Source organism: Pseudoduganella umbonata, from assembly GCF_014192225.1.
GTDB lineage: Bacteria > Pseudomonadota > Gammaproteobacteria > Burkholderiales > Burkholderiaceae_D > Rugamonas > Rugamonas umbonata.
The window spans coordinates 176,493-197,051 of sequence record NZ_JACHXS010000014.1; the positions used below are offsets into that span (position 1 = coordinate 176,493).

Below are 20,559 nucleotides of genomic sequence, written 5' to 3' on the forward strand. Positions count from 1 at the left end.
CTGCTTGTTCAGTTACGAATTACTGTATTACTCGACCGCGATCGCGGTCACCGTTCCCGACTGGGTCTGGAAGATCATGTTCGAACCCGCGACCACCGGCACGGACTTGATCGCGCTGCCGTCGGTGGCCACGCGGCCCAGCATCGCGCCGTCTTCGCGCGACAGCAGGTGGATGTAACCCTGGAAATCGCCGACGGCCACCACGCGGCCGTACGACAGCGGCGTGGACAATGCGCGGTTGCCCAGCGAATCGTTCTTCCACGCGCTGGCCCCGCCTTCGCGGCTGAACGCGGACACATGGCCCTTGTCGTCCGCCACGAAGACGAAGCGCTGATCGGCGCCCACGCCCACGTCGGACGATGCCGGCTTGCTCCACTTGGCCGCGCCGGTGGACAGGTCGAAGCAGCCGACCTTGCCCTGGTACGTAACGGTGCAGATGTCGGTGCCGATGACGACCGGCGTACCGCCGATGTCCGACACGCGTTCCAGTTCGGTGGCGCCGCGCGGTTCCGCCACGGACACCTCGAAGCGCGGCACGCCGTTCGACAGGGCCAGCGACAGCAGCTTGCCGGCCGGCTGCGCCACGTACACGTTCGGCTGCGCCACCACCATGCCCGGCGCGTTGCGCAGGGTCAGCGGCGGCGTGGTGCGCTGCAGGAACCACTTGCGGTCGCCGGTCCTGGTGTCGTAGGCGGTGATCTTGTTGTCCATGCTGCGCACGATGACCAGCTCGTCGGTCACGGCCGGCGCCGACAGCACTTCGGACGACGCCTGCACTTTCCACTGCACCTTGCCGGTTGCCGCGTCGAACGCCATCACGGTGCCCTTGGTGCCGCCGACCGCCACCAGCTTGCCGTTGGCGCCCACGCCCGCGGTCAGCTCGGTGCCGGCCTTCACTTTCCACTGCGAGCGGCCGGTGGCCGCATCGAGCCGTTCGATATTGCCATCGGCATCGGCCACGAACAACGCATTATCGGCCAGCGCCGGCGAAAACACGTACAGGCCGGCCTTGCCGACCGAATGCTTCCACACGACCTTGGCCGGGATCGGCGACTTGATGTCCACCAGCGCGGCAGGTGGATTCTTGTCCTTTTCCTTGAACGGGTTCAGCGAGCTGATGGTACTGCACGCGGCCGTCATGGACAGCAGGCTCACGCCGATGAGTTTACCGGTGATACGCATAAATTAAACCTTGCTCCTAACAAGTGGAAGGCGGTACGGATGATGCAGGCCCGCGTGCCATCCTGCTGGCCGCGGGCCGGATGAAACCTGGCGCTCGCGCCAGCGTGGATCAGTAAATCAGGCGGCGGCCGGCTTCGGTTCCGGCACCGTGCCGCCGACCGCTTCGAGTTTCAGCTCGATCAGCTGGCGTGCCGGATTCTTCTCGTCCGTACCGGCCAGCGCGGCCTGGTAGGCCGCACGCGCTTCGGCCAGCTTGTTCTGCGCGGCCAGCACGTCGCCCTTGCGATCGCTGACAGCGGCGGTGAACTTCTCCGGCACTTTGCCGTCCAGCGCCTTCAGGGCCGCATCGTAGGCCTTCTCGTCCAGCAGCACGCCGGCCAGGCGGATCTTCGCCACCGCCTGGTATTCGTCGTTGCCGTGTTCGATCACCCACTGCAGCTTTGCCTTCGCGGTCTTCAGGTCGTTCGCCTCGAAGGCGCTCTTCGCCGCCGTCAGCGCGGCCATCTGCGCATACAGCGTGCGGCCGTAGCGGCTCTCGATATCGCCGGCGGCGCGCTGCACCTTGGCGTTGTCCTTGCCGACCGAGGACTGCAGCTCGTCGTACAGCGCGGACGCTTCGACGGCCTGCGTGCGCTGGTAATACTGCCACCCTGCCCAGCCGGAGTAGGCGGCCAGGCCGGCCACCAGCACCCACGTTGCGGCGTTGCCGTACCTAGCCCACCACGCCTTCAGGGAAGCGAGCTGTTCTTCTTCTTGGTGATCGAATGCCATGGAATCTTTCCTTCGGGATCAGTGATGGTGGTGGTGATCTTCGCAGTCGTCGCCGCAGTCGTGGCCGCCGATGATCTGGTCGACCACGTAGCCGACCACTTCCTCGAATGCCACCGCGGTCTGCTGCTGCTCGCCTTCGGCGCCGCGCAGCGCCTTGACGCTGGCGGTATTGTTGGCCACTTCGTCTTCGCCGATGATGATGGCGAACGACGCGCCGCTGCCGTCGGCCTTCTTCATCTGGCTCTTGAACGAACCGGCGCCGGCCGCGGTGGCGCAGTGCAGGATCACGTCCAGCCCGGCGTCGCGGATGCGCTCGCCCAGGATGAAGGCCTGCATCTGCGCTTCCGCCCCCTGGTGCACCAGGTACACGTCGCACTGGGCCGGAGCCGCCGTTTCGCCGGCCGATTTCATCAGCTCGATCAGGCGCTCGATGCCCATCGCGAAGCCGACCGCCGGCGTCGGCTTGCCGCCGAACTGTTCGATCAGCGGATCGTAGCGGCCGCCGGCGCACACGGTGCCCTGCGCGCCCAGTTCGTCGGTGACCCATTCGAACACGGTGCGGTTGTAGTAGTCGATGCCGCGCACCAGGCGCGTGTTGACGGTGTACTGCACGGCGTTGCGGTCGAGGATGTTCTTCACGCCCTCGAAGTGCTTCAGGGATTCCTCGCCCAGGTAGTCGAGCAGTTTCGGCGCGTTGTCGACGATTGCCTGCAGTGCCGGGTTCTTGGTATCCAGGATGCGCAGCGGGTTGGTGTGCAGGCGGCGCTTGGCGTCCGCGTCGAGCAGTTCCTCGTGCTGTTCCAGGTACTTGATCAGGTCCACGCGGTGCGCGGCGCGCTCGGCCGCGTCGCCGATCGAATTCAGTTCCAGGCGGATGTCGGGCAGGCCCAGGTCGTCCCACAGGCGACGGCACAGCACGATCAGCTCGGCATCGATGTCCGGGCCGGTGAAGCCCACGGCTTCCGCGCCGAACTGGTGGAACTGCCGGTAGCGGCCGCGCTGCGGGCGCTCGTGGCGGAACATCTGGCCCTTGTACCACAGGCGCTTCGGGCCGTCGTACACGAGGTTATGCTCGAGCACGGCGCGCACCACGCCGGCCGTGCCTTCCGGGCGCAGCGTCAGCTGGTCGCCGTTCATCGAATCTTCGAACGAATACATTTCCTTTTCGACGATATCGGTCACGGCGCCGATGGCGCGCGCGAACAGGCGGGTTTCCTCGACGATCGGCGTGCGGATGTTCTGGTAGCCGTAGCTCTGCAGGATCGACTGCGCGGTGTTCTCGAAGATTTCCCACAGGTGGGCATCGGCGGGCAGGATGTCCGGCATCCCTTTGACCGACGTGATCTTCTCTGCTTTTTTGTTTTCGGACATGACTTGAGTTCTTTTGATGGCAGCCGTCAGACGACGGCGGATGTCGAGTAATTCTTTTTTACGTAGTCCAGCACGATCTGCTGGAAATCCTGGACGATCGTGTCGCCGCGCAGCGTGGCCACTTTCTGGCCGTCGACGAACACCGGCGCGGCCGGCGATTCGCCGGTGCCCGGCAGGCTGATGCCGATGTTGGCGTGCTTCGATTCGCCGGGGCCGTTGACGATGCAGCCCATCACGGCCACGTTCATCGCTTCCACGCCCGGATGGCTCTTCTTCCATTCCGGCATCTGCTCGCGCAGGAAGGTCTGGATATCGTCCGCCAGTTCCTGGAACGTGGTCGACGTGGTGCGCCCACAGCCCGGGCAGGCGATCACCATCGGCATGAACTTGCGCAAGCCCATCGTCTGCAGGATTTCCTGGCCGACGATGACTTCCTTCGTGCGGTCGCCGCCCGGTTCCGGCGTCAGCGAAATGCGGATCGTGTCGCCGATGCCTTCCTGCAGCAGCACGGACAGCGCGGCCGTCGAGGCAACGATGCCTTTGCTGCCCATGCCCGCTTCCGTCAGTCCCAGGTGCAGCGCGTAGTCGCACCGCTTGGCCAGTTCGCGGTAAACGGCGATCAGGTCCTGCACACCCGATACTTTACAGGACAGCACGATCTTGTCGCGGCCCAGGCCGATTTCCTCGGCGCGCTGGGCATTCTCGATGGCGGACGTGATCAGCGCTTCGTACATCACCGCCTGCGCGCTCCAGGGATTCGCGCGGACCGCGTTCTCGTCCATAATGCGGGCCAGCAGGGCCTGGTCCAGCGAGCCCCAGTTGACGCCGATGCGCACCGGCTTCTGGTGGCGGATCGCCACTTCGATCATCTGGGCGAACTGCGTGTCGCGCTTGGCGCCTTTGCCCACGTTGCCGGGGTTGATGCGGTATTTCGACAGCGCCGCGGCACAGTCCGGATACTCGGTGAGCAGCGTGTGGCCGTTGTAATGAAAATCACCGACCAGCGGCACGTCGATGCCCATCTTGTCGAGCTGGTCGCGGATGTACGGCACGGCTTGCGCCGCTTCCGGACGATCCACCGTCAGGCGCACCAGCTCGGAACCGGCGCGGGCCAGTTCCTTGATCTGGATCGCCGTGCCGACAGCGTCGGCGGTATCGGTATTGGTCATCGACTGCACGACGACGGGATGGTCGCCGCCGACCCACACCTTGCGGTCGCCGTGCGCGACCAGCACGCCCTTGCTGGCGCGGCGCGCCAGGGGGCCGGAAGGGATCGCGTTAGAAGGTATGGCGGTAATAAGTTCGGACATGCTCATTACTTGATCTGGACACGTGAAATGGTGCCGTTCGCTACTTTCGGCAGCGGCAGCGGCTGGCCGCGCAACGTGGCGCGTACGCCTTCCGGCGCGCCGACGGTCAGCTGCGACTGGCGGTCGATCTCAAAGCTCTCGGTACTGCCGGCCTTGACGAGACGGGAAATCAACGGCGATGCGCCGGGCCGCTTGATCTCGACCCACGAATCGGCCGTGAAAACCAGCGTCAGCGTGTTGGCGCCCTGCGCTGCCGGCGCAGGTGCAGGCGTGGTGGCCACCGGCGCGGCAGGCACGGGTGCGGGCGTTGCTGCCGGTGTCGTCGCGGCTGGTGCGGTTGCCGGTGCCGGCGTACCCGCGGCGGCGTTCGGCGGCGTCGTCACCAGCGGCGCGGTATTTTCCGGCGTCGCAGGACCCTGGCCAGGTGTCGACACCAGCGGCACGTTGGGCGACAGCAATGGCGTGGTGGTCGTGGCAGTGGTCGCAACAGTACCGGGCGCAGCGGGCACGGCGGCGGGCGTCGCGGTGGTGGCAGGCTTGCGCAAGGCGGTCGGCGAGATCAGTCCGGCCTGCCAGGCGCCGGTACCGGCGATGATGGCCAGTGCCACGACGCCGCCGATGATCCAGACTCTCGGCTTCGACTGGCGCGACGCCAGCGTGGGGAAGCGCGACTGGGAAAACGTCGTCGGAATCTTTTCCCGCCTGATCGGCGCATGTTCGGTCGTGGTGACGGATGGCGTGACCTCGATCTGTGCCACCAGCGGCGCCGGGTCGAGCCGCACCACCTTGGCATAGGCGCGAATGAATCCGCGCGTGACGGCCATGTTCGGCAGCGAAGCAAAGTCGCCCTGCTCGAGCGCGACGACCTGGCGCGGGGCCAGCTTCAGCTGATCGGCGATCTGTTCGATCGTGAGGCCCATCGCCTCGCGCTGCGCGGCCAGCGTCGCGCCCGGCGCGGAGGCGTGGCGCTGCTCCGCCGATTGCCCCTGCGGCTGGCCCTGCGCCTTCTTTTGCCCTTCTGAATCCATTATTACCCCTGTCTCACTCATCAAACGCCCCGCGCTGATACGCAGCATACTCGGGCGAGGCGGCGTGGTGGCGCCGCAGCTGCGTCGCCCAACCTTCTTCCGCACCCTTGTCGCCGAGCCGGTGCTGCACCCTGACAGCCAGCCACAGCACTTCCGCCGGCAGGCTGTCGGGCCGGGCAACCTTGCCGAGCCGGGTAATGAAGAAGTTGGCGCGCACGTAATCGCGGCGCTCATAATAAACCCGCGCCAGGTTGGCGCTGGTCGACGGCTGATCCGGTGCCAGCTGCAGTGCCTGCAGCAAATATTGCTCGGCCCGCTCGTATTCCTTGTTCTTCAGCGCGCAACTGCCCGCGTTGTTCATCGCCTTCGCCGGCGACGAATACTGGCGGCTGGCCAGTGCCGCGTCGAACCAGCGGAACGACTCCGCCACGCGACCGTTCTGGCACAGGAACGAGCCATAGTTGTTTGCGATGTCCGGATTGTTCGGCGCCAGTTGCAGCGCGCGCTTGAAATTATCGTCCGCCAGCGTCGTCTCGCCCATGCCCATGTAGATCAGCGCGCGCACGCCATAGGCATCCGCGTACCCGGGATCGGCGGCGATCGCCTTCTTGATCTCGTCGAGCGCGATCGGCAACTGGCCCTGCTCATAGTAGCCGACCGCCAGCTGCATGCGGATCTGGGCGCGCTTCTGCGCAGCCGTCGCATCCGACAGCGTGGCCAGCTCGGCCTTGCCGCTCGTGCCATCCGCCCCGGTACCCGCGGGTCCGCCCGCACAAGCGGCCAGCAGCATGGCCAGCAGCCCGGCGAAGCCGAGGCTGGCCGTGTGCGCGCGGCACTGGGCGGCTGCGGTCATCAGGACCGGATCTCCACGATCTTGCCGAAATCGGCACCGAACTTCGTTTTATATTCGGCCATCTTTTCCATGCGCTCGGCCACGCGGGTGCGGTCCTTGACTTCACCGGCAAGCTGGCCGCAGGCAGCGTCGATATCGTCGCCACGGGTCTTGCGGATGGTTGTCACGATACCGGCATTCATCAGGATTTCAGCGAACGCCTTGATGCGGGGGTTCTTCGACCGCGTCAGGCCCGATTCCGGGAAGGGGTTGAACGGAATCAGGTTGAACTTGCAGTTGATGCCATATTGCGGGTGATTCACCAGCGCGATCAGTTCACGCGCATGCTCGTCGGAATCGTTGAAGCCGTCCAGCATGCAGTACTCGAACGTGATGAAGTCGCGCGGGGCGAATTCCAGGTAACGCTTGCAGGCCGCCAGCAGTTCGGCCAGCGGGTATTTTTTGTTCAGCGGCACGAGGCCATTGCGCAGCTCGTCGTTGGATGCGTGCAGCGACACGGCCAGCGCCACCGGCACGTCCTGCGACAGCTTGTCGATCATCGGCACCACGCCCGACGTGGACAGCGTGACGCGGCGGCGCGACAGGCCATACGCGTTATCGTCGAGCATCAGCTTCAGCGCGGTGGCGGTCGGCTCGTAGTTCAGCAGCGGCTCGCCCATGCCCATCATGACGACGTTGGTGATCTGGCGTTCGCCCTTCGGACCCGGCTCGATGCCTTTCGTCTTGCGCAGCTCGAACTCGGCCATCCACAGCTGGCCAATGATCTCGGCCACCGTCAGATTGCGGTTGAAGCCCTGCTTGCCGGTCGAGCAGAAACGGCAATTGACGGCGCAGCCGGCCTGCGTGGAAATGCACAGCGTGCCGCGATTTTCTTCCGGAATGAACACGGTTTCGACGGCGTTGCCGTTGCCGACATCCACCAGCCACTTGCGGGTGCCATCGGTCGAGGTATGGTCGCTGATGACGGCCGGCGCCGTGATATGGGCGCGCGTCTTCAGTTTCTCGCGCAAGGACTTGGCGAGATCGGTCATGCTGTCGAAGTCGGACGCGCCGAACTGGTGAATCCAGCGTTGCAGCTGCTTGGCGCGGAACGGCTTCTCACCCAACTGCGCGCAGTAGTCGATCAGTTGCGCGGGATCGAGGTCCAGCAGGTTGGTGAGGGTCGTTTCCATAACTGTTCAATCTTTTTTCAAAACACCTCCGCCCCGGACATGCCGGGGCGTCAGGCGATACTACTGATGTATTGCTAAGCGCCGCTAATCGATTCGATTAACGGGAGTACACGTTCAGTGCCGGGAAGTAGTAAGCGATTTCCGTGGCGGCGGTTTCGGCAGCGTCCGAACCGTGAACGGCGTTGGCATCGATGGAATCAGCGAAATCGGCGCGGATCGTGCCTTTTTCAGCTTTCTTCGGATCGGTTGCGCCCATCAGGTCGCGGTGCGCGGCGATGGCGTTTTCGCCTTCCAGGACCGTGATCATGACAGGGCCGGAAACCATGAAGTCCACCAGGTCCTTGAAGAACGGACGGGCAGCGTGCACGGCGTAGAAGCCTTCGGCTTCAGCGCGCGACAGTTGGGTCATGCGGGCAGCGACGATCTTCAGGCCAGCACCTTCGAAACGGCTGTAGATCTGGCCGATCACGTTCTTGGCCACTGCGTCCGGTTTGATGATGGACAGGGTGCGTTCGATTGCCATTATTAAAAACTCCAGTAAAAAGAAAGGGTTAAAACGAAATTGATTTCTCGATCAACCTTTGATTTTAGCATACAACACCCCATATACTATGCGTGTTGGGGCGGAAGATGGCGTAACAAGCGGCGGAAAGCCGCATCGAAACCCTGGTAACTCGCATCGTGGCGGGCGGTTTTGGCTGGGAAGCCCAGCCGTTCGCAGGCAGTTGGGCGGTTTCCGGAGGATTTCAAGAGTCGGCTCACTATTGCGAACTCTAGATGACAGACCATCCCGGCGGGCTTAAGCCCTTTTCGGCACCTCGCGTGCTAAGCTTTGGCAAGGGTACACCGTACCGACAAAAGGAGTGCAACTATGGCTAACTTGGAAAAAACTTATCAATACGCGGATGGGCGTGCAGTCACCCAGAACCGCGTCCTGCGCAACACGTACTGGCTGCTGTCGCTGTCGATGATCCCGACCGTGCTTGGCGCGGCGGCCGGGATGACGCTCGGCGTGCCGATTCCAGGCGGCTTCCTGGGCGCGCTGCTGTTCCTGGGCATCGCGTTCGGATTCATCTGGGCGATCGAAAAGAACAAGGACAGCGGGCTGGGCGTTGCCCTGCTGCTGGGCTTCACGTTCTTCATGGGCCTGATGCTGGCGCCATTGCTGACCCGTACGCTGTCGTTCGCCAACGGTGGCACGCTGATCATGCTGGCGTTCGGCGGCACCGCGACGATCTTTGCCGTGCTGGCAAGTGTCGCGACCGTGTCGAAGCGCGATTTCTCCGGCGTGGCCAAGTTTGCGATGATCGGCCTGGTCATCATCATCCTGGCATCGCTGGCGAACATCTTCTTCGCCATCCCTGCCCTGACGCTGACGATCTCGGTGCTGGCCATCGGCATTTTCTCCGCCTTCATCCTGTATGACGTGCAACGCATCGTCAACGGCGGCGAAACGAACTACATCAGCGCTACGCTGAGCCTGTACCTGAATGTGTACAACATCTTCAGCAGCCTGCTGTCGATCCTGGGCTTCACCAGCGGCGACCGCGACTGATCACCGCTAGCAGCCATCGGAAGCCGGCCTTGTGCCGGCTTTTTTTTCGCCATTACTGTTGAGCTGGTCGCTAATAACACCGGGGCGCGGCAGGGGTTTCGTGGAGCATGCTCCGCGCCTGCCAAGCGGTGATGGCTTGCAAGCCATCACGCCTTCCAGTCCCCGAAAATCTACAACAGAAAGTGTTGTAAAAAATTGGAGACTGTCCCCAGTTTTTTGCAACAGAATCGTTGCGGTAGCGCGGCGTGCGGCCGGGAGGGGGCGCCGCCGCGCAGCTACTTGCCAACGTGCCTTGCTGGCATCCGATCAGGCGAGGTCGAACACCGCCATCGATTCCACATGGGACGTATGCGGGAACATATTCATCACCCCCGCCTGCGACAGCACGTAGCCGGCGCGGTGCACCAGCACGCCGGCATCGCGCGCCAGCGTGGACGGGCTGCACGACACGTAGACGATCCGCTTTGGCAGCAGTTCGGGGTTGCTTTCCTTCAGCTCGGCCAATGCCAGCGACAGCGCCATCGCACCATCGCGCGGCGGGTCGACCAGGATGCGGTCGAACTTGCCCAGTGCGATCAGGTCGTCCTTCGTCACCTCGAACAGGTTGCGGCAGTAGAACGTGGTCTTGTCGCCGACGCCGTTGATGACGGCATTCTGCTGCGCCCGCTCCGTCAACGCGGTGCTGCCTTCGATGCCCACCACGTCGCGCGCCTGCGTCGCCAGCGGCAGCGTGAAGTTGCCGATGCCGCAGAACAGGTCGGCCACGCGCTCGCCCGGCTGCACGTCCAGGTGGCGCAGCGCCTTGTGCACCAGCACACGGTTGATCTGGTGGTTCACCTGCGTGAAATCGACCGGCTTGAACGGCATGCGGATGCCGAATTCCGGCAGCAGGTAGTGCAGTTGCCGGTCCAGCGGATAGAACGGATAAGCGGTATCCGGGCCCTTCGGCTGCAGCCACCACTGGATGTCGAACTGGTCGGCAAAGGCTTTCAGCTTCGCCTCGTCGTCGCCCGTCAACGGCACCATGTTGCGCATGACGAGCACCGTCAGGTCTTCGCCGATCGCCAGTTCGATCTGCGGCACCTTGTCGTAGATCGACAGCGAATGAATCAGCGCGCGCAGCGGCATCATCATGTCCGACACGTGCTTCGGCAGGATCTGGCAGCTCTGGATGTCGGCCACGAAGACGGATTTCTTTTCATGGAAGCCGACCAGCACCGTGCCCTTCTTCGCCACGTAGCGCGACGACAGGCGCGCGCGGTAGCGGTAGCCCCAGGTCGGGCCATGCAGCGGGCGCATCATCACGTCCGCCTTCACTCTCGACAGGTGCCACAGGTTATCTTCCAGCACGCGCTGCTTGATGGCCACCTGCGCCGAAGCTTCCAGGTGCTGCATCGAGCAGCCGCCGCAATAGTCGAAGTGCACGCATTTCGGCTGCACGCGCATGGCCGACTCGCGGTGGATCTGCGTGACGCGGCCCGATTCCCAGTTCTTCTTCTTGCGCAGCATTTCAAAGCTGACGCGCTCGCCCGGCAGCGCTCCTTCCACGAACACCACCTTGCCTGGCGTGCCGTCTTCGTTATCCTGCATGTGGCCGACGCCGCGCGCGTCCATGTCGAGCGATTTGATTTCGATGCTGTTGTCTTGCATGAGTGTCTATCGATTGGCCGGCGAGGCGGCGATTTGGAAGGGCAGTATGATAGCAGAAGCCGATAGTTGAGGAACGGCAGGATGCGCCGCTGACGGGCGCAAAGACGTGGCGCCAGGCGCAAGTCTTCGACGAAAAATCGTGCCTGGGGCGGTTTGGACGGCTATCCAGGCAGTGTCACAGCAGCGAATCGCGCACCACGCCGCGCGCGGCCATCGCCCGCTTCAGCTTGAGGAGTGCTTCCTGCTGAATCTGCCGCACGCGCTCGCGGGTTACGCCCATTTCCTCTGCCAGCGTTTCCAGCGTGGCGGGATCGTCGTTGTCCAGGCCAAAGCGGCGCATGATGACGATGCGCTGCTTGTCCGGCAGCCGCGACAGCCAGTCGCGTATCAGATGCGTCATTTCACGGTGTTCGGCGCGCGCATCCGGACTGTCGTCCGCATCGCCGGGCAGCATGTCCATCAGCGACGATTGGGGATCGTTGTCCAGCGGCGCATCGAGCGACGTGGCGTGCTCGGACAGCGCCAGGATATCCTGCACCTCTTCCACCGGCCTGCCGACCAGGTCGGCTATATCTTCCGCGCTGGCGTCCTTGCCATTGTGGTGCTGCGCCTCGAGGTGATACTTGCCGCGCAGGATCTGGTTCAGTTCGCGCACCATGTGGACCGGCAGGCGCACCGTGCGCGCCTGGTTCATGATGGCGCGCTCGATGCTCTGGCGAATCCACCAGGTGGCATACGTTGAAAAACGAAAGCCCCGCTCCGGTTCGAACTTGTCGATTGCCCGCATCAGGCCGATATTGCCTTCCTCGATCAGGTCGAGCAGCACGACACCGCGGTTGATGTAGTGCTTGGCAATCGAGACGACCAGCCGAAGGTTATGCTCGATCATCTTTTGACGGGCGGCGAAGTCGCCCGCCTTGGCCAGCGTGGCGAAATGCACTTCCTGCGGCGCCGTCAACAGGGGCCGCGTGCCGATCTGGTTCAGGTAATGTTGCGTGGTATCGGTGGAAAGCTCGGCCGCGAGCACCTTCTTCAGCTCGTCGACACTGGCCAGCGCAGTACTGCGGCCATCGACGGCGGCGCTGCCGCCCCCGCCGTCGCCTTCCTCGTCGCCATCGCCAGCCAGCTGATCGTCAGCCAGGCTCTCGCCCCCGAAATTCTCGTCCGACAAGTCGTCCGGGAGGGAGTCGTCTTCCAGGGAGTCGTTCGGCGAGCTGGACATGGGCGTTACCTCATGGGCGATACCTGGGCTGATGCCTCGCGCAACTTCTGGCGCTATGCCTGGGAACCGCTGATTCATTGCTGGAAGGAATTGGCACCTTCTTCAAAAACCAATCCCTCGCAGCAGAATCAACTCGACGAATCAACTCGACGAATCAATCATCGAATCAACTCAGCGTTTCCCTAGCGGTTAGGCAGGAACTTGGAAGGATCCACCGGTTTGCCCTGCTGCCTGATTTCAAAGTGCAGCTTGACGCTATCGGAGTCGGAATCTCCCATCTCGGCGATCGCCTGCCCCTTGCCGACCGACTGGCCTTCCTTGACGAGGATGGACCGGTTGTGGGCATACGCGGAAAGCAGGCCATTACTGTGTTTTACGATGACAAGATTACCATAACCACGGATGCCGCTACCGGCATACATCACCTTTCCTGCACCTGCGGCAAGCACTTGCTGCCCGGGCCGCCCGGCGATGTCGATACCCTTGTTCTTGCCTTCGTCGAACTGACCGACGACCCTGCCCTCGGCCGGCCACATCCAGCTGACTTCGCGGTCTTCCGCCGACAACGCGGGCGCGGACGCCGCAGCCGGCACCGACGGTTTCACGCTGGCCAGCTGCACCGGCTTCTCGGCGGGCTTCGGTGCCGGGTCCGGCCTGCCATCGCCATCCTTGTCGTTTTTCAGGTCGGCTTCGGCGTAGGGCTTCTTGTCGCCCTTCGGTTCCACCTTCTTCGGTACCGGCGCGACTTTCGTCGTATCCGGCGGCATTACCACGGCGGCGGTGCGTACGCCCGGCGCCTCTTCCGGCGGCGTTACCCGCAGTACCTGGTCCACCTTGATATCGTTCGGATTGGCGAGATTGTTCCACGCCACGATGTCGCGGTAATTCTGGCCATGATCGAGCGCGATGCGGATCAGCGTATCGCCCTTCCTGACCGTGTAATAACCTTCACGGTTTTCCTGGACAGGTGCCGGCGCGGGTGCCGGCGGCGGTGCGCGGCGGGTGATGGGGCGCTCGACCACGGGCGCCTGCTGCGGGGTGGAAGTACAGGCGGTCAGCACCGCCAGCGGCAACAACACAAACAGGGTACTTTTTTTCGTCATGCTCATCTGATTTGATATCTCTCGGCTACACCTTGGCAGCGGCACGCGGCGTCCCGGTCATCGGACTCATAAAATCGGACTCATCATCAGGCTCATACCATCAGACTCATACAATCTTCCGACTCATGATCTGCAGTCTCATGATCTTCAGATTCCAAAGTCTTCAGACTCCAAACCCCGGGCTCATGAAAATCTTCAAACGCAGGAAGATCATTCGAGCCATGCGAGTCTGATACGAGTCTCGAGTCTGATACGAGTCTCGAGTCTCGAGTCTCATACAAGTCTCATGAGAGACTCATGGAGCCTCATGAGAGTCCTCAGGACCGGGCATCATCGTGCGGCCAGGCGGGTTATTACTTGTTCTTTGCAGTGCTGCTACACACCGTTTTTCACACCGTACCGGGCCGCAGCGGTACGAAGTGGCAATCTTCGAGCATCTGGCGTTGCCATTCGCTCTTTGCCACGCGCGTGACCAGCTCCAGGTGCTGGCTGCGCTCGCCTACCGGCGCAACCAGTCGCCCGCCGATGGCCAATTGCTCCAGCAGCGCCCGCGGTACTTCCAGACCCGCGGCGGCGAGGATGATGCCGTCGAACGGCGCTGCCTGTGGCAGCCCAAGCATACCATCTCCGTAGTGCAACCGCAGGTTCGGCACCCGCAGCGGCCGCAGGTTGGCTTTCGCCAGCTCATGTAACGGCTTGATGCGCTCAATGGAATACACGTCTTGTGCAATACATGCAAGAACGGCTGCCTGATAGCCGCAACCGGTGCCGATTTCCAGTACCCGCTGCAGTTGCGCGCCTTGCCGCATCACCTCGATCATCCGTGCCACGATATACGGCTGCGAGATCGTCTGGTGGTGGCCGATCGGCAGCGAGGCATCGATGTAGGCTTGCGGCGCTAGCCCTTCTTCGACGAACAGGTGACGCGGCACGGCTTCGAGCGCGCCCAATACCGCCCGGTCGCGCACGCCCTGCTGCGCCACTCGGGCCACCATCGCGCGCCGCACCGCGCCCGACACCAGCGCATCCTGCCTGGGCGCGGCCGGCTGAACGCGTTCGACCGGCGCGCCTGCCGGCCGCGCGAGCCTGGCATTGACACCATGGGTGGCGGCCGCGGGGTGGGCCGGCTTGTTCGCCGTGGCCGGGGCTGCGCCGTGCAGCGCGTTGTAGGCGGCGTTGCGGGTTGCCGTCTGCGGTGTTGCCACCGGGCCGAACACGGTTTGCTTCTTCTGCCCCTTGTCCGTCACCGACGACAGGGGCAGCGGAAAAGTACGGGGCTTGTCGGTCATCCGAGGGCCTTTGCCAGGAGGTCGAGTTGTGGCCTGTGGGTCAGGTCGATCTGCAGTGGCGTCATGGAGATGCGGCCCTGCTGCACGGCATGGAAGTCGGTACCTTCGCCGGCATCCTTGCATGCCCCCGGCGGGCCGATCCAGAAAATCTCGCGGCCGCGCGGATCGTGCGACTTGATCACCGGCTCCGCCTGGTGGCGCCGCCCCAGCCGCGTGGCCACCGGCTGGCCCAGCGCATCGTACGGACGGTTCGGGATGTTGACGTTCAGCAGGTAAGGTTTTTCCAGTACCTCGGCGTAGCGCAGCACGATGTCGCGCGCGGCTTTCGCCGCATCGTCGATATGCGCCCAGCCCCATTCACCCTGCGAGAACGCAATGGCGGGAATGCCGAACAGGTAACCTTCGGTGGCCGCGGCCACCGTGCCGGAGTACAGCGTGTCGTCACCCATGTTGGGCCCGTTATTGATGCCGGAAACCACCAGGTCGGGACGCTCGACCAGCATGCCGGTCAAGGCCACGTGCACGCAATCAGTCGGCGTACCGTTGACAAAATAGAAACCATTGGCAGCTTGCTGCACCGACAACGGCCGGTCCAGCGACAGCGAATTCGATGCTCCGGAGCGGTTGCTGTCCGGTGCCACCACCACGATGTCGGCGATCGCGGCCAGCGCGTCCGCCAGCGCATTGATGCCGGGTGCCAGGTAGCCGTCGTCGTTACTGATAAGGATCCTCATACAGGAATTTTACCTGAAGCAACGCGCCGCCAGCGCATGCGGAGCCGCTCCCATGCTGAATTTGTGGCGCTTTCAGCGCAGGCGCGACGGCGATGGGCCGCCATCCACCACCATCTCGTCTGAACCGACCTGGCGGCCGCGCTGCGCCGGGTATCCTGCGTGCGGCTGCTCGATGCCGCCCCCCTGGTTGTCGCGTCCCCGTTCATACCCGTGCCCGTGTCCGCGCTCGCGTCGCCGTTCGGGTTCACGCTCCTTGCCTCGCACTTCTCCCGCTTCTCCTGCTTCTTCGATATCGCGCGCATGCATGTCGCGCCCTGCCGAGATCCCCGGTTGCTTCGAGCGGCTGCGCGCCTGGGCCAGCATATTGCGCGTGCGCACGGTGTCCGCATGCTCGGGACCCAGCAGCATGCTGCGCAGCGCAACGACCTCTTCGAGCAGGTCCACGGCCGCCTCGAGCTGTTCGCCGTGACACAGGATATCGGCCCGTACGGCCAGGCTTTCGATGGTGGCCAGGTGTTCGTTGCCCAGCTGGCGTTGATGGGCGTCGATAACCGCATCCTGCAGCGCCAGCGCCTCGGGAATCTGGTTGGCCTGAGCCAGCGTGGCAGCCAGGGCCGATGCCGCCTCCAGCGTGACGGGAGCGCCAGCGCCGAACAGTTTTTCGCGCACCTCCAATACAGCTTCCTGCAGGAAACGCGCTTCACCGTATTTCTCCTGTTCGAACAGCAGGTCGGCAAGTACCGCCTTGCTGTCCAGCGTATCGACATGGTCGTCACCCAGGATCAGCACGTGCAGCGACAGGCTTTCCTCGAGACAGCCGGCAGCCGCCTCGAGGCGGCCCTCGCGGCGGTACAGTTCGCCCAGGCGCGCCAGGTCGCGCGCCAGCGGCAATGAAACGCCGCGCCCGCCGCCGCGCTCCATCGCCGTCCGGCCCTGCGCCACCGCGCTCAGCAGCGGAATCTCGTCGCGCGATTGCCAGGGCTGGTAACCACCGAGAAACCAGCCGAGGAAGGCCTGGAAGGTACGGGTGACGGAAAAACGGTCGTCGTCCTCGTCGGCAAATACCGGCAGCGGTTCGCCGTACGCCAGGCTGCGCGCCTGCTGCAGCTGCACTTCGTCGAAATAGCTTTCCAGCGAAATACGCGACATGCCGTAGGCCTCGGCAAATGCCCGCTCGAACAGCGGCTGGTAGCCGGGAATGCCACGCTCCGGGTCGCCGCGGCGCCACAGCGCCCGGTGCGCCGAATCGTCCATCTCGATGCGCGATGGCAATGGGTAGATCAGCATCTGGCGCTGCTCGTCCTCGTGGCTGCAGCGCCAGGCCGTGGCCCGCTGCACCAGTGCTTCGACGCCTTCGAGGTCCTGGCGGTTCGGGGCGAACACCATCACCAGCTTCGTCGGCAGCAGGGTTGTACAGATACCCGCCATGCCGCTGCGCCCGGCGCTCGAGTCGACCAGCACGTGCCGGAAGCGGCGTGCCAGGTTTTCCGCGAACACACGGAAAAGCGCGGGGCAGGCATCGAACAGCGCTTCCCAGTCCAGCCGCGCGAGCCGTTCCGGGTAACTGGCGTCCTGCCGCCCCGCGCGCATCAGATACAGCGGGCGGCCGTTGTCCGCCCGGGTGATGTATTGTTCCCAGCCGACCGCGTCCAGCACGGCCTGGGCCAGCGCCGCGTCATCCCGGCCGCCATCCAGCCGGGTACGGCGCAGCAGCTGGTCGCGGCACGCTTCGAACAACTCCAGCACGCCCGCCCCGTCTCCGATCGGCTTGAAGTAGTGATGCAGGCCCGGCGCTTCCAGGTCCCAGTCGATGACCAGCGTGGGCACGGTCGCGTTGTTGCGGCGCGCTAGCATGACGGCAAGGTTTGCCAGCACCATGGTCCGGCCGGCGCCCCCTTTGTGGGAATAAAAAGTGACGACCTCGCCGGGTTCGTCCAGGGGCGGTAGAGACAGTCGATGCGTTTCCATGGCGAGCCCTTTTCAGAAAAAAGCCTGTGAATACCAGCAGGAAGGTAAAACAGGGTACGAACACGCCTGGATCAGGCGTGTGCGTCACAAGCGTGAGTCGCAGCACGAATCAGCGAGCCGGCAATGGAGCCGGCAACGGAGCCGGAATCGGAACCGGAATCGGAATCGGGGCCAGCGAAGCACCAGCGAAACGTGCCCGAATCTGCAGAATCTGCAATCACCCGGATCAGCGCGGAAAATGCGGCGGCGGCATCGGGCGCCATTCCGGCGGAGCCGGCGGCAACGCGAACCGGCCGCAATCGTGCTCGGGCGGGATGCTGTACTTCAAATAATGGTAATGAGCAACGATGCGTTGCACGATCCGGTCGATGTCCGGCAAAAAATCGGGATTCGTCTTCAGGTCGCCCGTGGCCAGCGTGTAGCGCGAAAAGTCCACGTAAAAACCCGGTTCGCTGATCTGCGGCGGCAGGCCGATGGAGTGCCGCGTCATGACCACGGGGATGATCAGGCGGCTGGGCAGCGGATACCAGGCGCGGCGCTCCGCCTCGATCATCTGCATGGCTGCGAATTCACGCCGGGTGTACGCATGGGCCTCGTACTTGGGCGTATAGATCATGATCATGCATACGCTTTCACACATGGCACGGGCGATTCTCGCATCGGGATCGTCGCCGCCGCCGAGCTGTTCGCTGTCGACGAACAATTCGGCTTCCGTATCGAGGTGTGGTTCGAGATAGCAGCGCAGCGCGTCGACGAGGGCATTGCGGAATTCCCTCATGTAGGCATGCTGGCCGTGGGCATAGCTGAAGAAACAGCCATAGCGGATCGTCATGTCGTCCTCTCCTGTTTCTCCCCTGATCATGGAGTTTTTTTGTGTAACTACTGCGGCTCACTGTAACAAGCTGGTCAACGGTTGGTTTGCGATGGCGCAAACCTTATCCGGTGGATGACTGCGCAGTCAAACGACTGCGCAGTCATCCCGCGTGGACACGGGAAAAAGACAGGAAGAGAGGGAAACTCAGGATGCCGCGGGCGGCTGGAAAAAGGCGATCACTTCGGCCTGTTCGCGGGTACGCTTGAACGGCGGCAGGCTTTGCCAGATGCGGCGGCCATAGGGCTTGGTGATCACGCGCGGGTCGCACAGCATCAGCACGCCGCGATCGCCTTCGTCGCGGATCAGGCGGCCGGCGCCCTGCTTCAGGTTGATGATGGCTTCCGGCAGCGTGTGATGGACAAAGCCGTTCATGCCCTTCTTTTCCATCACTTCGATGCGCGCGGCCAGTACCGGATCGTCCGGCGGCGCGAACGGCAGCTTGTCGATGATCACCAGCGACAGCGCCTCGCCGCGCACGTCCACGCCTTCCCAGAAGCTCTGGCTGCCGATCAGCACGCCGTTGCCGGCCTTGCGGAACTGGTCGAGCAATTCGGTGCGGCCACGGTCGCCCTGCACGAACAGGGGGAACTTCAGGCCGCGCCGCTCGAACTCGTCGCGCAGGCGTTCCGCCGCCCGCTTCACGGCGCGCAGCGTGGTGCATAGCAGGAAGGTGCGGCCGCCGGCCGCCTCGATGACGGGCAGCGCGCTGTCGAGCACGGCGTCCGTATAGCCCAGCGAGTTCGGATCGGGCAAGCCCTGCGGCACATACAGGATGCCCTGCTCCGGATAATTGAACGGGCTCGGCCACGACATGGCCGGCTCGTCGTACAGCCCCAGCTGATGGGAGAAGTGCTTGAAGTCGTTCTTCACCGCCAGCGTCGCCGAAGTGAAAATCCAGCTGCGCGGCGTGCCTTCGCGCTGGTTGCTGAAGATCTGCGCGATCGACAGCGGCGTCTTGTGCAGTTGCAGCGAGCTGGCAAATGCCTCCACCCAGTACACCGCTTCCTGCCCCGGCGGCACCTTGACCTTCGGGTCGTAGGTCCAGTCCTTGTACTTCTGCGCCAGTTCCAGGCCGCGCGTGCGGCAATGCTCGATCGTTTCGGCGCGCTGCGCCTGCCCTTCCAGCACTTCCAGCATGCCGTCCAGTTCTTCCTTCAGCTTTTCAAGCGCCGGGAAAAAGTCCGACGACGGCGCGATCTGCGGCAGCGACAGCCGCACCACGTCCTGCGGGAACGTCAGCCGCAGGTCGCGTGCGGCCTTTTCCACCGCGGAGACCACGCTGGCCCAGTTGGCACCGTCGCGCGCATGGGCCAGGCCTTCGGCCAGCACGTCGCGGCACAGTTCCAGCACCTGGCTGGTCGACACCGTCTCGCCGAAAAACAGCGTGGCGGTATCGGGCAGCTGGTGCGCCTCGTCGAAGATGATGGTGTTCGCCGACGGCAGCAATTCGGCCACGCCGGTATCCTTCAGCGCCACGTCGGCAAAGAACAGGTGGTGATTGACGACGACCACGTCGGCCTGCTGCGCCTCGCGGCGCGCCTTGAGCACGAAGCAGTCCTGGTTGTACTGGCACTCCTGGCCGATGCAGTTCTCGCGCGTCGACGTCACCAGGTTCCACACCGGCGCGTTCTCCGGTACGCGCGCCAGCTCCGCCTTGTCGCCGGTCTGCGTCATCTTCAGGAAGCGCGAAATCTCGCGCAGGTAGCCGACATCCTCGCGCGACGTCATCCGGCCGTTGGCCAGCGTGCGCTCCAGGTGGTAGTGGCACAGGTAATTGCCGCGCCCCTTCAGCAGCGCCACCGATACCGGCGCCTTCAGCGCCGCGCGCACGGTGGGAATGTCGCGCAGGAACAACTGGTCCTGCAGGTTCTTCGTGCCGGTCGACACGATCGTCTTGCCGCCCCACATCAGCGCCGGCACCAGGTAGGCGAACGTCTTGCCCGTGCCAGTCCCCGCCTCGGCGATCAGCGTCTGCTGCTCGGCAATGGCCTGGGCAATCGCCTTGGCCATTTCGGTTTGCGATTTGCGGGGACGAAAACCGCCGACCGCCGGCCCCAGCGGGCCGCCGACGCCGAACAGCCGCTCGACCTCGGCATCATATTTACCGGGAGCGGCGGCGGAAACGGAATCCTCGCCATTGCCGTCGGGGACGGCTGGCGTCTGGTCGTGGTCAGTCACTTTGTCTTCTTGGGTGGTACGAATCGGGAAATCAGGCGGGTACGTCGGGCACCAGCTGCATCTTCAACAGCGTGATGTAATCTTTCAATTGCAGTTTGCGCTTTTTCAAGCGACGCAGCTGGAGCTGGTCATGATGTCCGTCACGCGTCAGCATTTCGATCACGGCATCCAGGTCGCGATGCTCCACATCCAGTTCGACGATGCGGCGCCGGATCTCTTCTTCGTTCTTCATGGGGATTCGCTACCAGTGTGAGGAGTTGCCAACTTCGCTTTGCCGGCATCACCTTACCAGCATTGCA

General features: G+C 63.8%; 18 protein-coding genes. 1 reads left to right on the forward strand and 17 read right to left on the reverse strand.

From position 1 onward, the window contains the following. Window positions 1–27: 27 nt before the first annotated feature. The 8 genes from bamB to ndk form a co-directional block, all read right to left on the reverse strand. Entirely contained in the window at window positions 28–1,182 is a 1,155-nt protein-coding gene (gene bamB / locus FHS02_RS28310; protein ID WP_137314012.1) for an outer membrane protein assembly factor BamB, read from the reverse strand. 117 nt (window positions 1,183–1,299) lie between these two features. Continuing rightward, window positions 1,300–1,953 carry a YfgM family protein gene (locus tag FHS02_RS28315; protein WP_137314013.1) on the reverse strand — a complete coding sequence of 218 codons (654 nt, stop codon included), beginning with the start codon at window positions 1,951–1,953 and terminating at the stop codon, window positions 1,300–1,302. Window positions 1,954–1,971: 18 nt separating this feature from the next. After that, on the reverse strand, window positions 1,972–3,324 hold the full coding sequence (gene hisS, locus FHS02_RS28320; protein ID WP_137314014.1) for a histidine--tRNA ligase: 1,353 nt from the start codon (window positions 3,322–3,324) through the stop codon (window positions 1,972–1,974). Between the two features lie 26 nt (window positions 3,325–3,350). Further along, window positions 3,351–4,634, reverse strand: coding sequence for a flavodoxin-dependent (E)-4-hydroxy-3-methylbut-2-enyl-diphosphate synthase (gene ispG, locus FHS02_RS28325; protein ID WP_137314015.1), 1,284 nt, complete (start codon window positions 4,632–4,634; stop codon window positions 3,351–3,353). A gap of 5 nt (window positions 4,635–4,639) precedes the next feature. Next, the gene (locus FHS02_RS28330) at window positions 4,640–5,662 is read right to left on the reverse strand and encodes a RodZ domain-containing protein (RefSeq protein ID WP_137314016.1); all 1,023 of its coding nucleotides are present in this window, start codon (window positions 5,660–5,662) and stop codon (window positions 4,640–4,642) included. Between the two features lie 13 nt (window positions 5,663–5,675). After that, window positions 5,676–6,515 (reverse strand): type IV pilus biogenesis/stability protein PilW, encoded by an 840-nt coding sequence (gene pilW, locus FHS02_RS28335; RefSeq protein WP_371861468.1) that lies wholly within the window; start codon window positions 6,513–6,515, stop codon window positions 5,676–5,678. After that, window positions 6,515–7,687 carry a dual-specificity RNA methyltransferase RlmN gene (gene rlmN, locus FHS02_RS28340; protein WP_137314017.1) on the reverse strand — a complete coding sequence of 391 codons (1,173 nt, stop codon included), beginning with the start codon at window positions 7,685–7,687 and terminating at the stop codon, window positions 6,515–6,517. Before rlmN ends, pilW begins: the two co-directional genes overlap by 1 nt. A 97-nt stretch (window positions 7,688–7,784) precedes the next feature. Further along, the gene (gene ndk / locus FHS02_RS28345) at window positions 7,785–8,210 is read right to left on the reverse strand and encodes a nucleoside-diphosphate kinase (RefSeq protein ID WP_137314018.1); all 426 of its coding nucleotides are present in this window, start codon (window positions 8,208–8,210) and stop codon (window positions 7,785–7,787) included. Window positions 8,211–8,558: 348 nt separating this feature from the next. On the opposite strand from ndk, the gene FHS02_RS28350 reads away from it, so the two are divergent. Continuing rightward, window positions 8,559–9,242, forward strand: coding sequence for a Bax inhibitor-1/YccA family protein (locus FHS02_RS28350; protein WP_137314019.1), 684 nt, complete (start codon window positions 8,559–8,561; stop codon window positions 9,240–9,242). A 306-nt stretch (window positions 9,243–9,548) separates the two neighbouring features. Here FHS02_RS28350 and rlmD read toward each other — a convergent pair whose 3' ends face one another. From rlmD to FHS02_RS28395, 9 genes are all read right to left on the reverse strand, one after another. Then, window positions 9,549–10,892, reverse strand: coding sequence for a 23S rRNA (uracil(1939)-C(5))-methyltransferase RlmD (rlmD, locus tag FHS02_RS28355; RefSeq protein WP_137314020.1), 1,344 nt, complete (start codon window positions 10,890–10,892; stop codon window positions 9,549–9,551). A gap of 175 nt (window positions 10,893–11,067) precedes the next feature. Continuing rightward, window positions 11,068–12,114, reverse strand: a complete 1,047-nt coding sequence (gene rpoS, locus FHS02_RS28360; protein WP_137314021.1) for an RNA polymerase sigma factor RpoS — start codon at window positions 12,112–12,114, stop codon at window positions 11,068–11,070. A 182-nt stretch (window positions 12,115–12,296) separates the two neighbouring features. Beyond that, window positions 12,297–13,217 carry a peptidoglycan DD-metalloendopeptidase family protein gene (locus FHS02_RS28365; protein ID WP_137314022.1) on the reverse strand — a complete coding sequence of 307 codons (921 nt, stop codon included), beginning with the start codon at window positions 13,215–13,217 and terminating at the stop codon, window positions 12,297–12,299. Window positions 13,218–13,606: 389 nt separating this feature from the next. After that, the gene (locus FHS02_RS28370; RefSeq protein WP_137314023.1) at window positions 13,607–14,506 is read right to left on the reverse strand and encodes a protein-L-isoaspartate(D-aspartate) O-methyltransferase; all 900 of its coding nucleotides are present in this window, start codon (window positions 14,504–14,506) and stop codon (window positions 13,607–13,609) included. Further along, window positions 14,503–15,240, reverse strand: coding sequence for a 5'/3'-nucleotidase SurE (surE, locus tag FHS02_RS28375; RefSeq protein WP_137314024.1), 738 nt, complete (start codon window positions 15,238–15,240; stop codon window positions 14,503–14,505). The genes FHS02_RS28370 and surE overlap by 4 nt, the downstream gene beginning before the upstream one ends. Before the next feature lie 72 nt (window positions 15,241–15,312). After that, on the reverse strand, window positions 15,313–17,208 hold the full coding sequence (locus tag FHS02_RS28380) for a KGGVGR-motif variant AAA ATPase (RefSeq protein WP_137314025.1): 1,896 nt from the start codon (window positions 17,206–17,208) through the stop codon (window positions 15,313–15,315). Between the two features lie 226 nt (window positions 17,209–17,434). Next, complete coding sequence (locus FHS02_RS28385; RefSeq protein WP_137314026.1) at window positions 17,435–18,040, reverse strand: toll/interleukin-1 receptor domain-containing protein; 606 nt, start codon at window positions 18,038–18,040, stop codon at window positions 17,435–17,437. Window positions 18,041–18,226: 186 nt separating this feature from the next. After that, the gene (gene yoaA, locus FHS02_RS28390; RefSeq protein ID WP_137314027.1) at window positions 18,227–20,260 is read right to left on the reverse strand and encodes a DNA repair helicase YoaA; all 2,034 of its coding nucleotides are present in this window, start codon (window positions 20,258–20,260) and stop codon (window positions 18,227–18,229) included. 31 nt (window positions 20,261–20,291) lie between these two features. Next, entirely contained in the window at window positions 20,292–20,492 is a 201-nt protein-coding gene (locus tag FHS02_RS28395) for a YdcH family protein (RefSeq protein WP_137314028.1), read from the reverse strand. Between the last annotated feature and the right edge of the window lie 67 nt (window positions 20,493–20,559).

Bases quoted from the DNA above. Each gene is read 5' to 3' on its own strand.
- bamB (WP_137314012.1), bottom strand. From the start codon at position 1,182: ATGCGTATCACCGGTAAACTCATCGGCGTGAGCCTGCTGTCCATGACG.
- FHS02_RS28315 (WP_137314013.1), bottom strand. From the start codon at position 1,953: ATGGCATTCGATCACCAAGAAGAAGAACAGCTCGCTTCCCTGAAGGCG.
- hisS (WP_137314014.1), bottom strand. From the start codon at position 3,324: ATGTCCGAAAACAAAAAAGCAGAGAAGATCACGTCGGTCAAAGGGATG.
- ispG (WP_137314015.1), bottom strand. From the start codon at position 4,634: ATGTCCGAACTTATTACCGCCATACCTTCTAACGCGATCCCTTCCGGC.
- FHS02_RS28330 (WP_137314016.1), bottom strand. From the start codon at position 5,662: ATGGATTCAGAAGGGCAAAAGAAGGCGCAGGGCCAGCCGCAGGGGCAA.
- pilW (WP_371861468.1), bottom strand. From the start codon at position 6,515: ATGACCGCAGCCGCCCAGTGCCGCGCGCACACGGCCAGCCTCGGCTTC.
- rlmN (WP_137314017.1), bottom strand. From the start codon at position 7,687: ATGGAAACGACCCTCACCAACCTGCTGGACCTCGATCCCGCGCAACTG.
- ndk (WP_137314018.1), bottom strand. From the start codon at position 8,210: ATGGCAATCGAACGCACCCTGTCCATCATCAAACCGGACGCAGTGGCC.
- FHS02_RS28350 (WP_137314019.1), top strand. From the start codon at position 8,559: ATGGCTAACTTGGAAAAAACTTATCAATACGCGGATGGGCGTGCAGTC.
- rlmD (WP_137314020.1), bottom strand. From the start codon at position 10,892: ATGCAAGACAACAGCATCGAAATCAAATCGCTCGACATGGACGCGCGC.
- rpoS (WP_137314021.1), bottom strand. From the start codon at position 12,114: ATGTCCAGCTCGCCGAACGACTCCCTGGAAGACGACTCCCTCCCGGAC.
- FHS02_RS28365 (WP_137314022.1), bottom strand. From the start codon at position 13,217: ATGACGAAAAAAAGTACCCTGTTTGTGTTGTTGCCGCTGGCGGTGCTG.
- FHS02_RS28370 (WP_137314023.1), bottom strand. From the start codon at position 14,506: ATGACCGACAAGCCCCGTACTTTTCCGCTGCCCCTGTCGTCGGTGACG.
- surE (WP_137314024.1), bottom strand. From the start codon at position 15,240: ATGAGGATCCTTATCAGTAACGACGACGGCTACCTGGCACCCGGCATC.
- FHS02_RS28380 (WP_137314025.1), bottom strand. From the start codon at position 17,208: ATGGAAACGCATCGACTGTCTCTACCGCCCCTGGACGAACCCGGCGAG.
- FHS02_RS28385 (WP_137314026.1), bottom strand. From the start codon at position 18,040: ATGACGATCCGCTATGGCTGTTTCTTCAGCTATGCCCACGGCCAGCAT.
- FHS02_RS28395 (WP_137314028.1), bottom strand. From the start codon at position 20,492: ATGAAGAACGAAGAAGAGATCCGGCGCCGCATCGTCGAACTGGATGTG.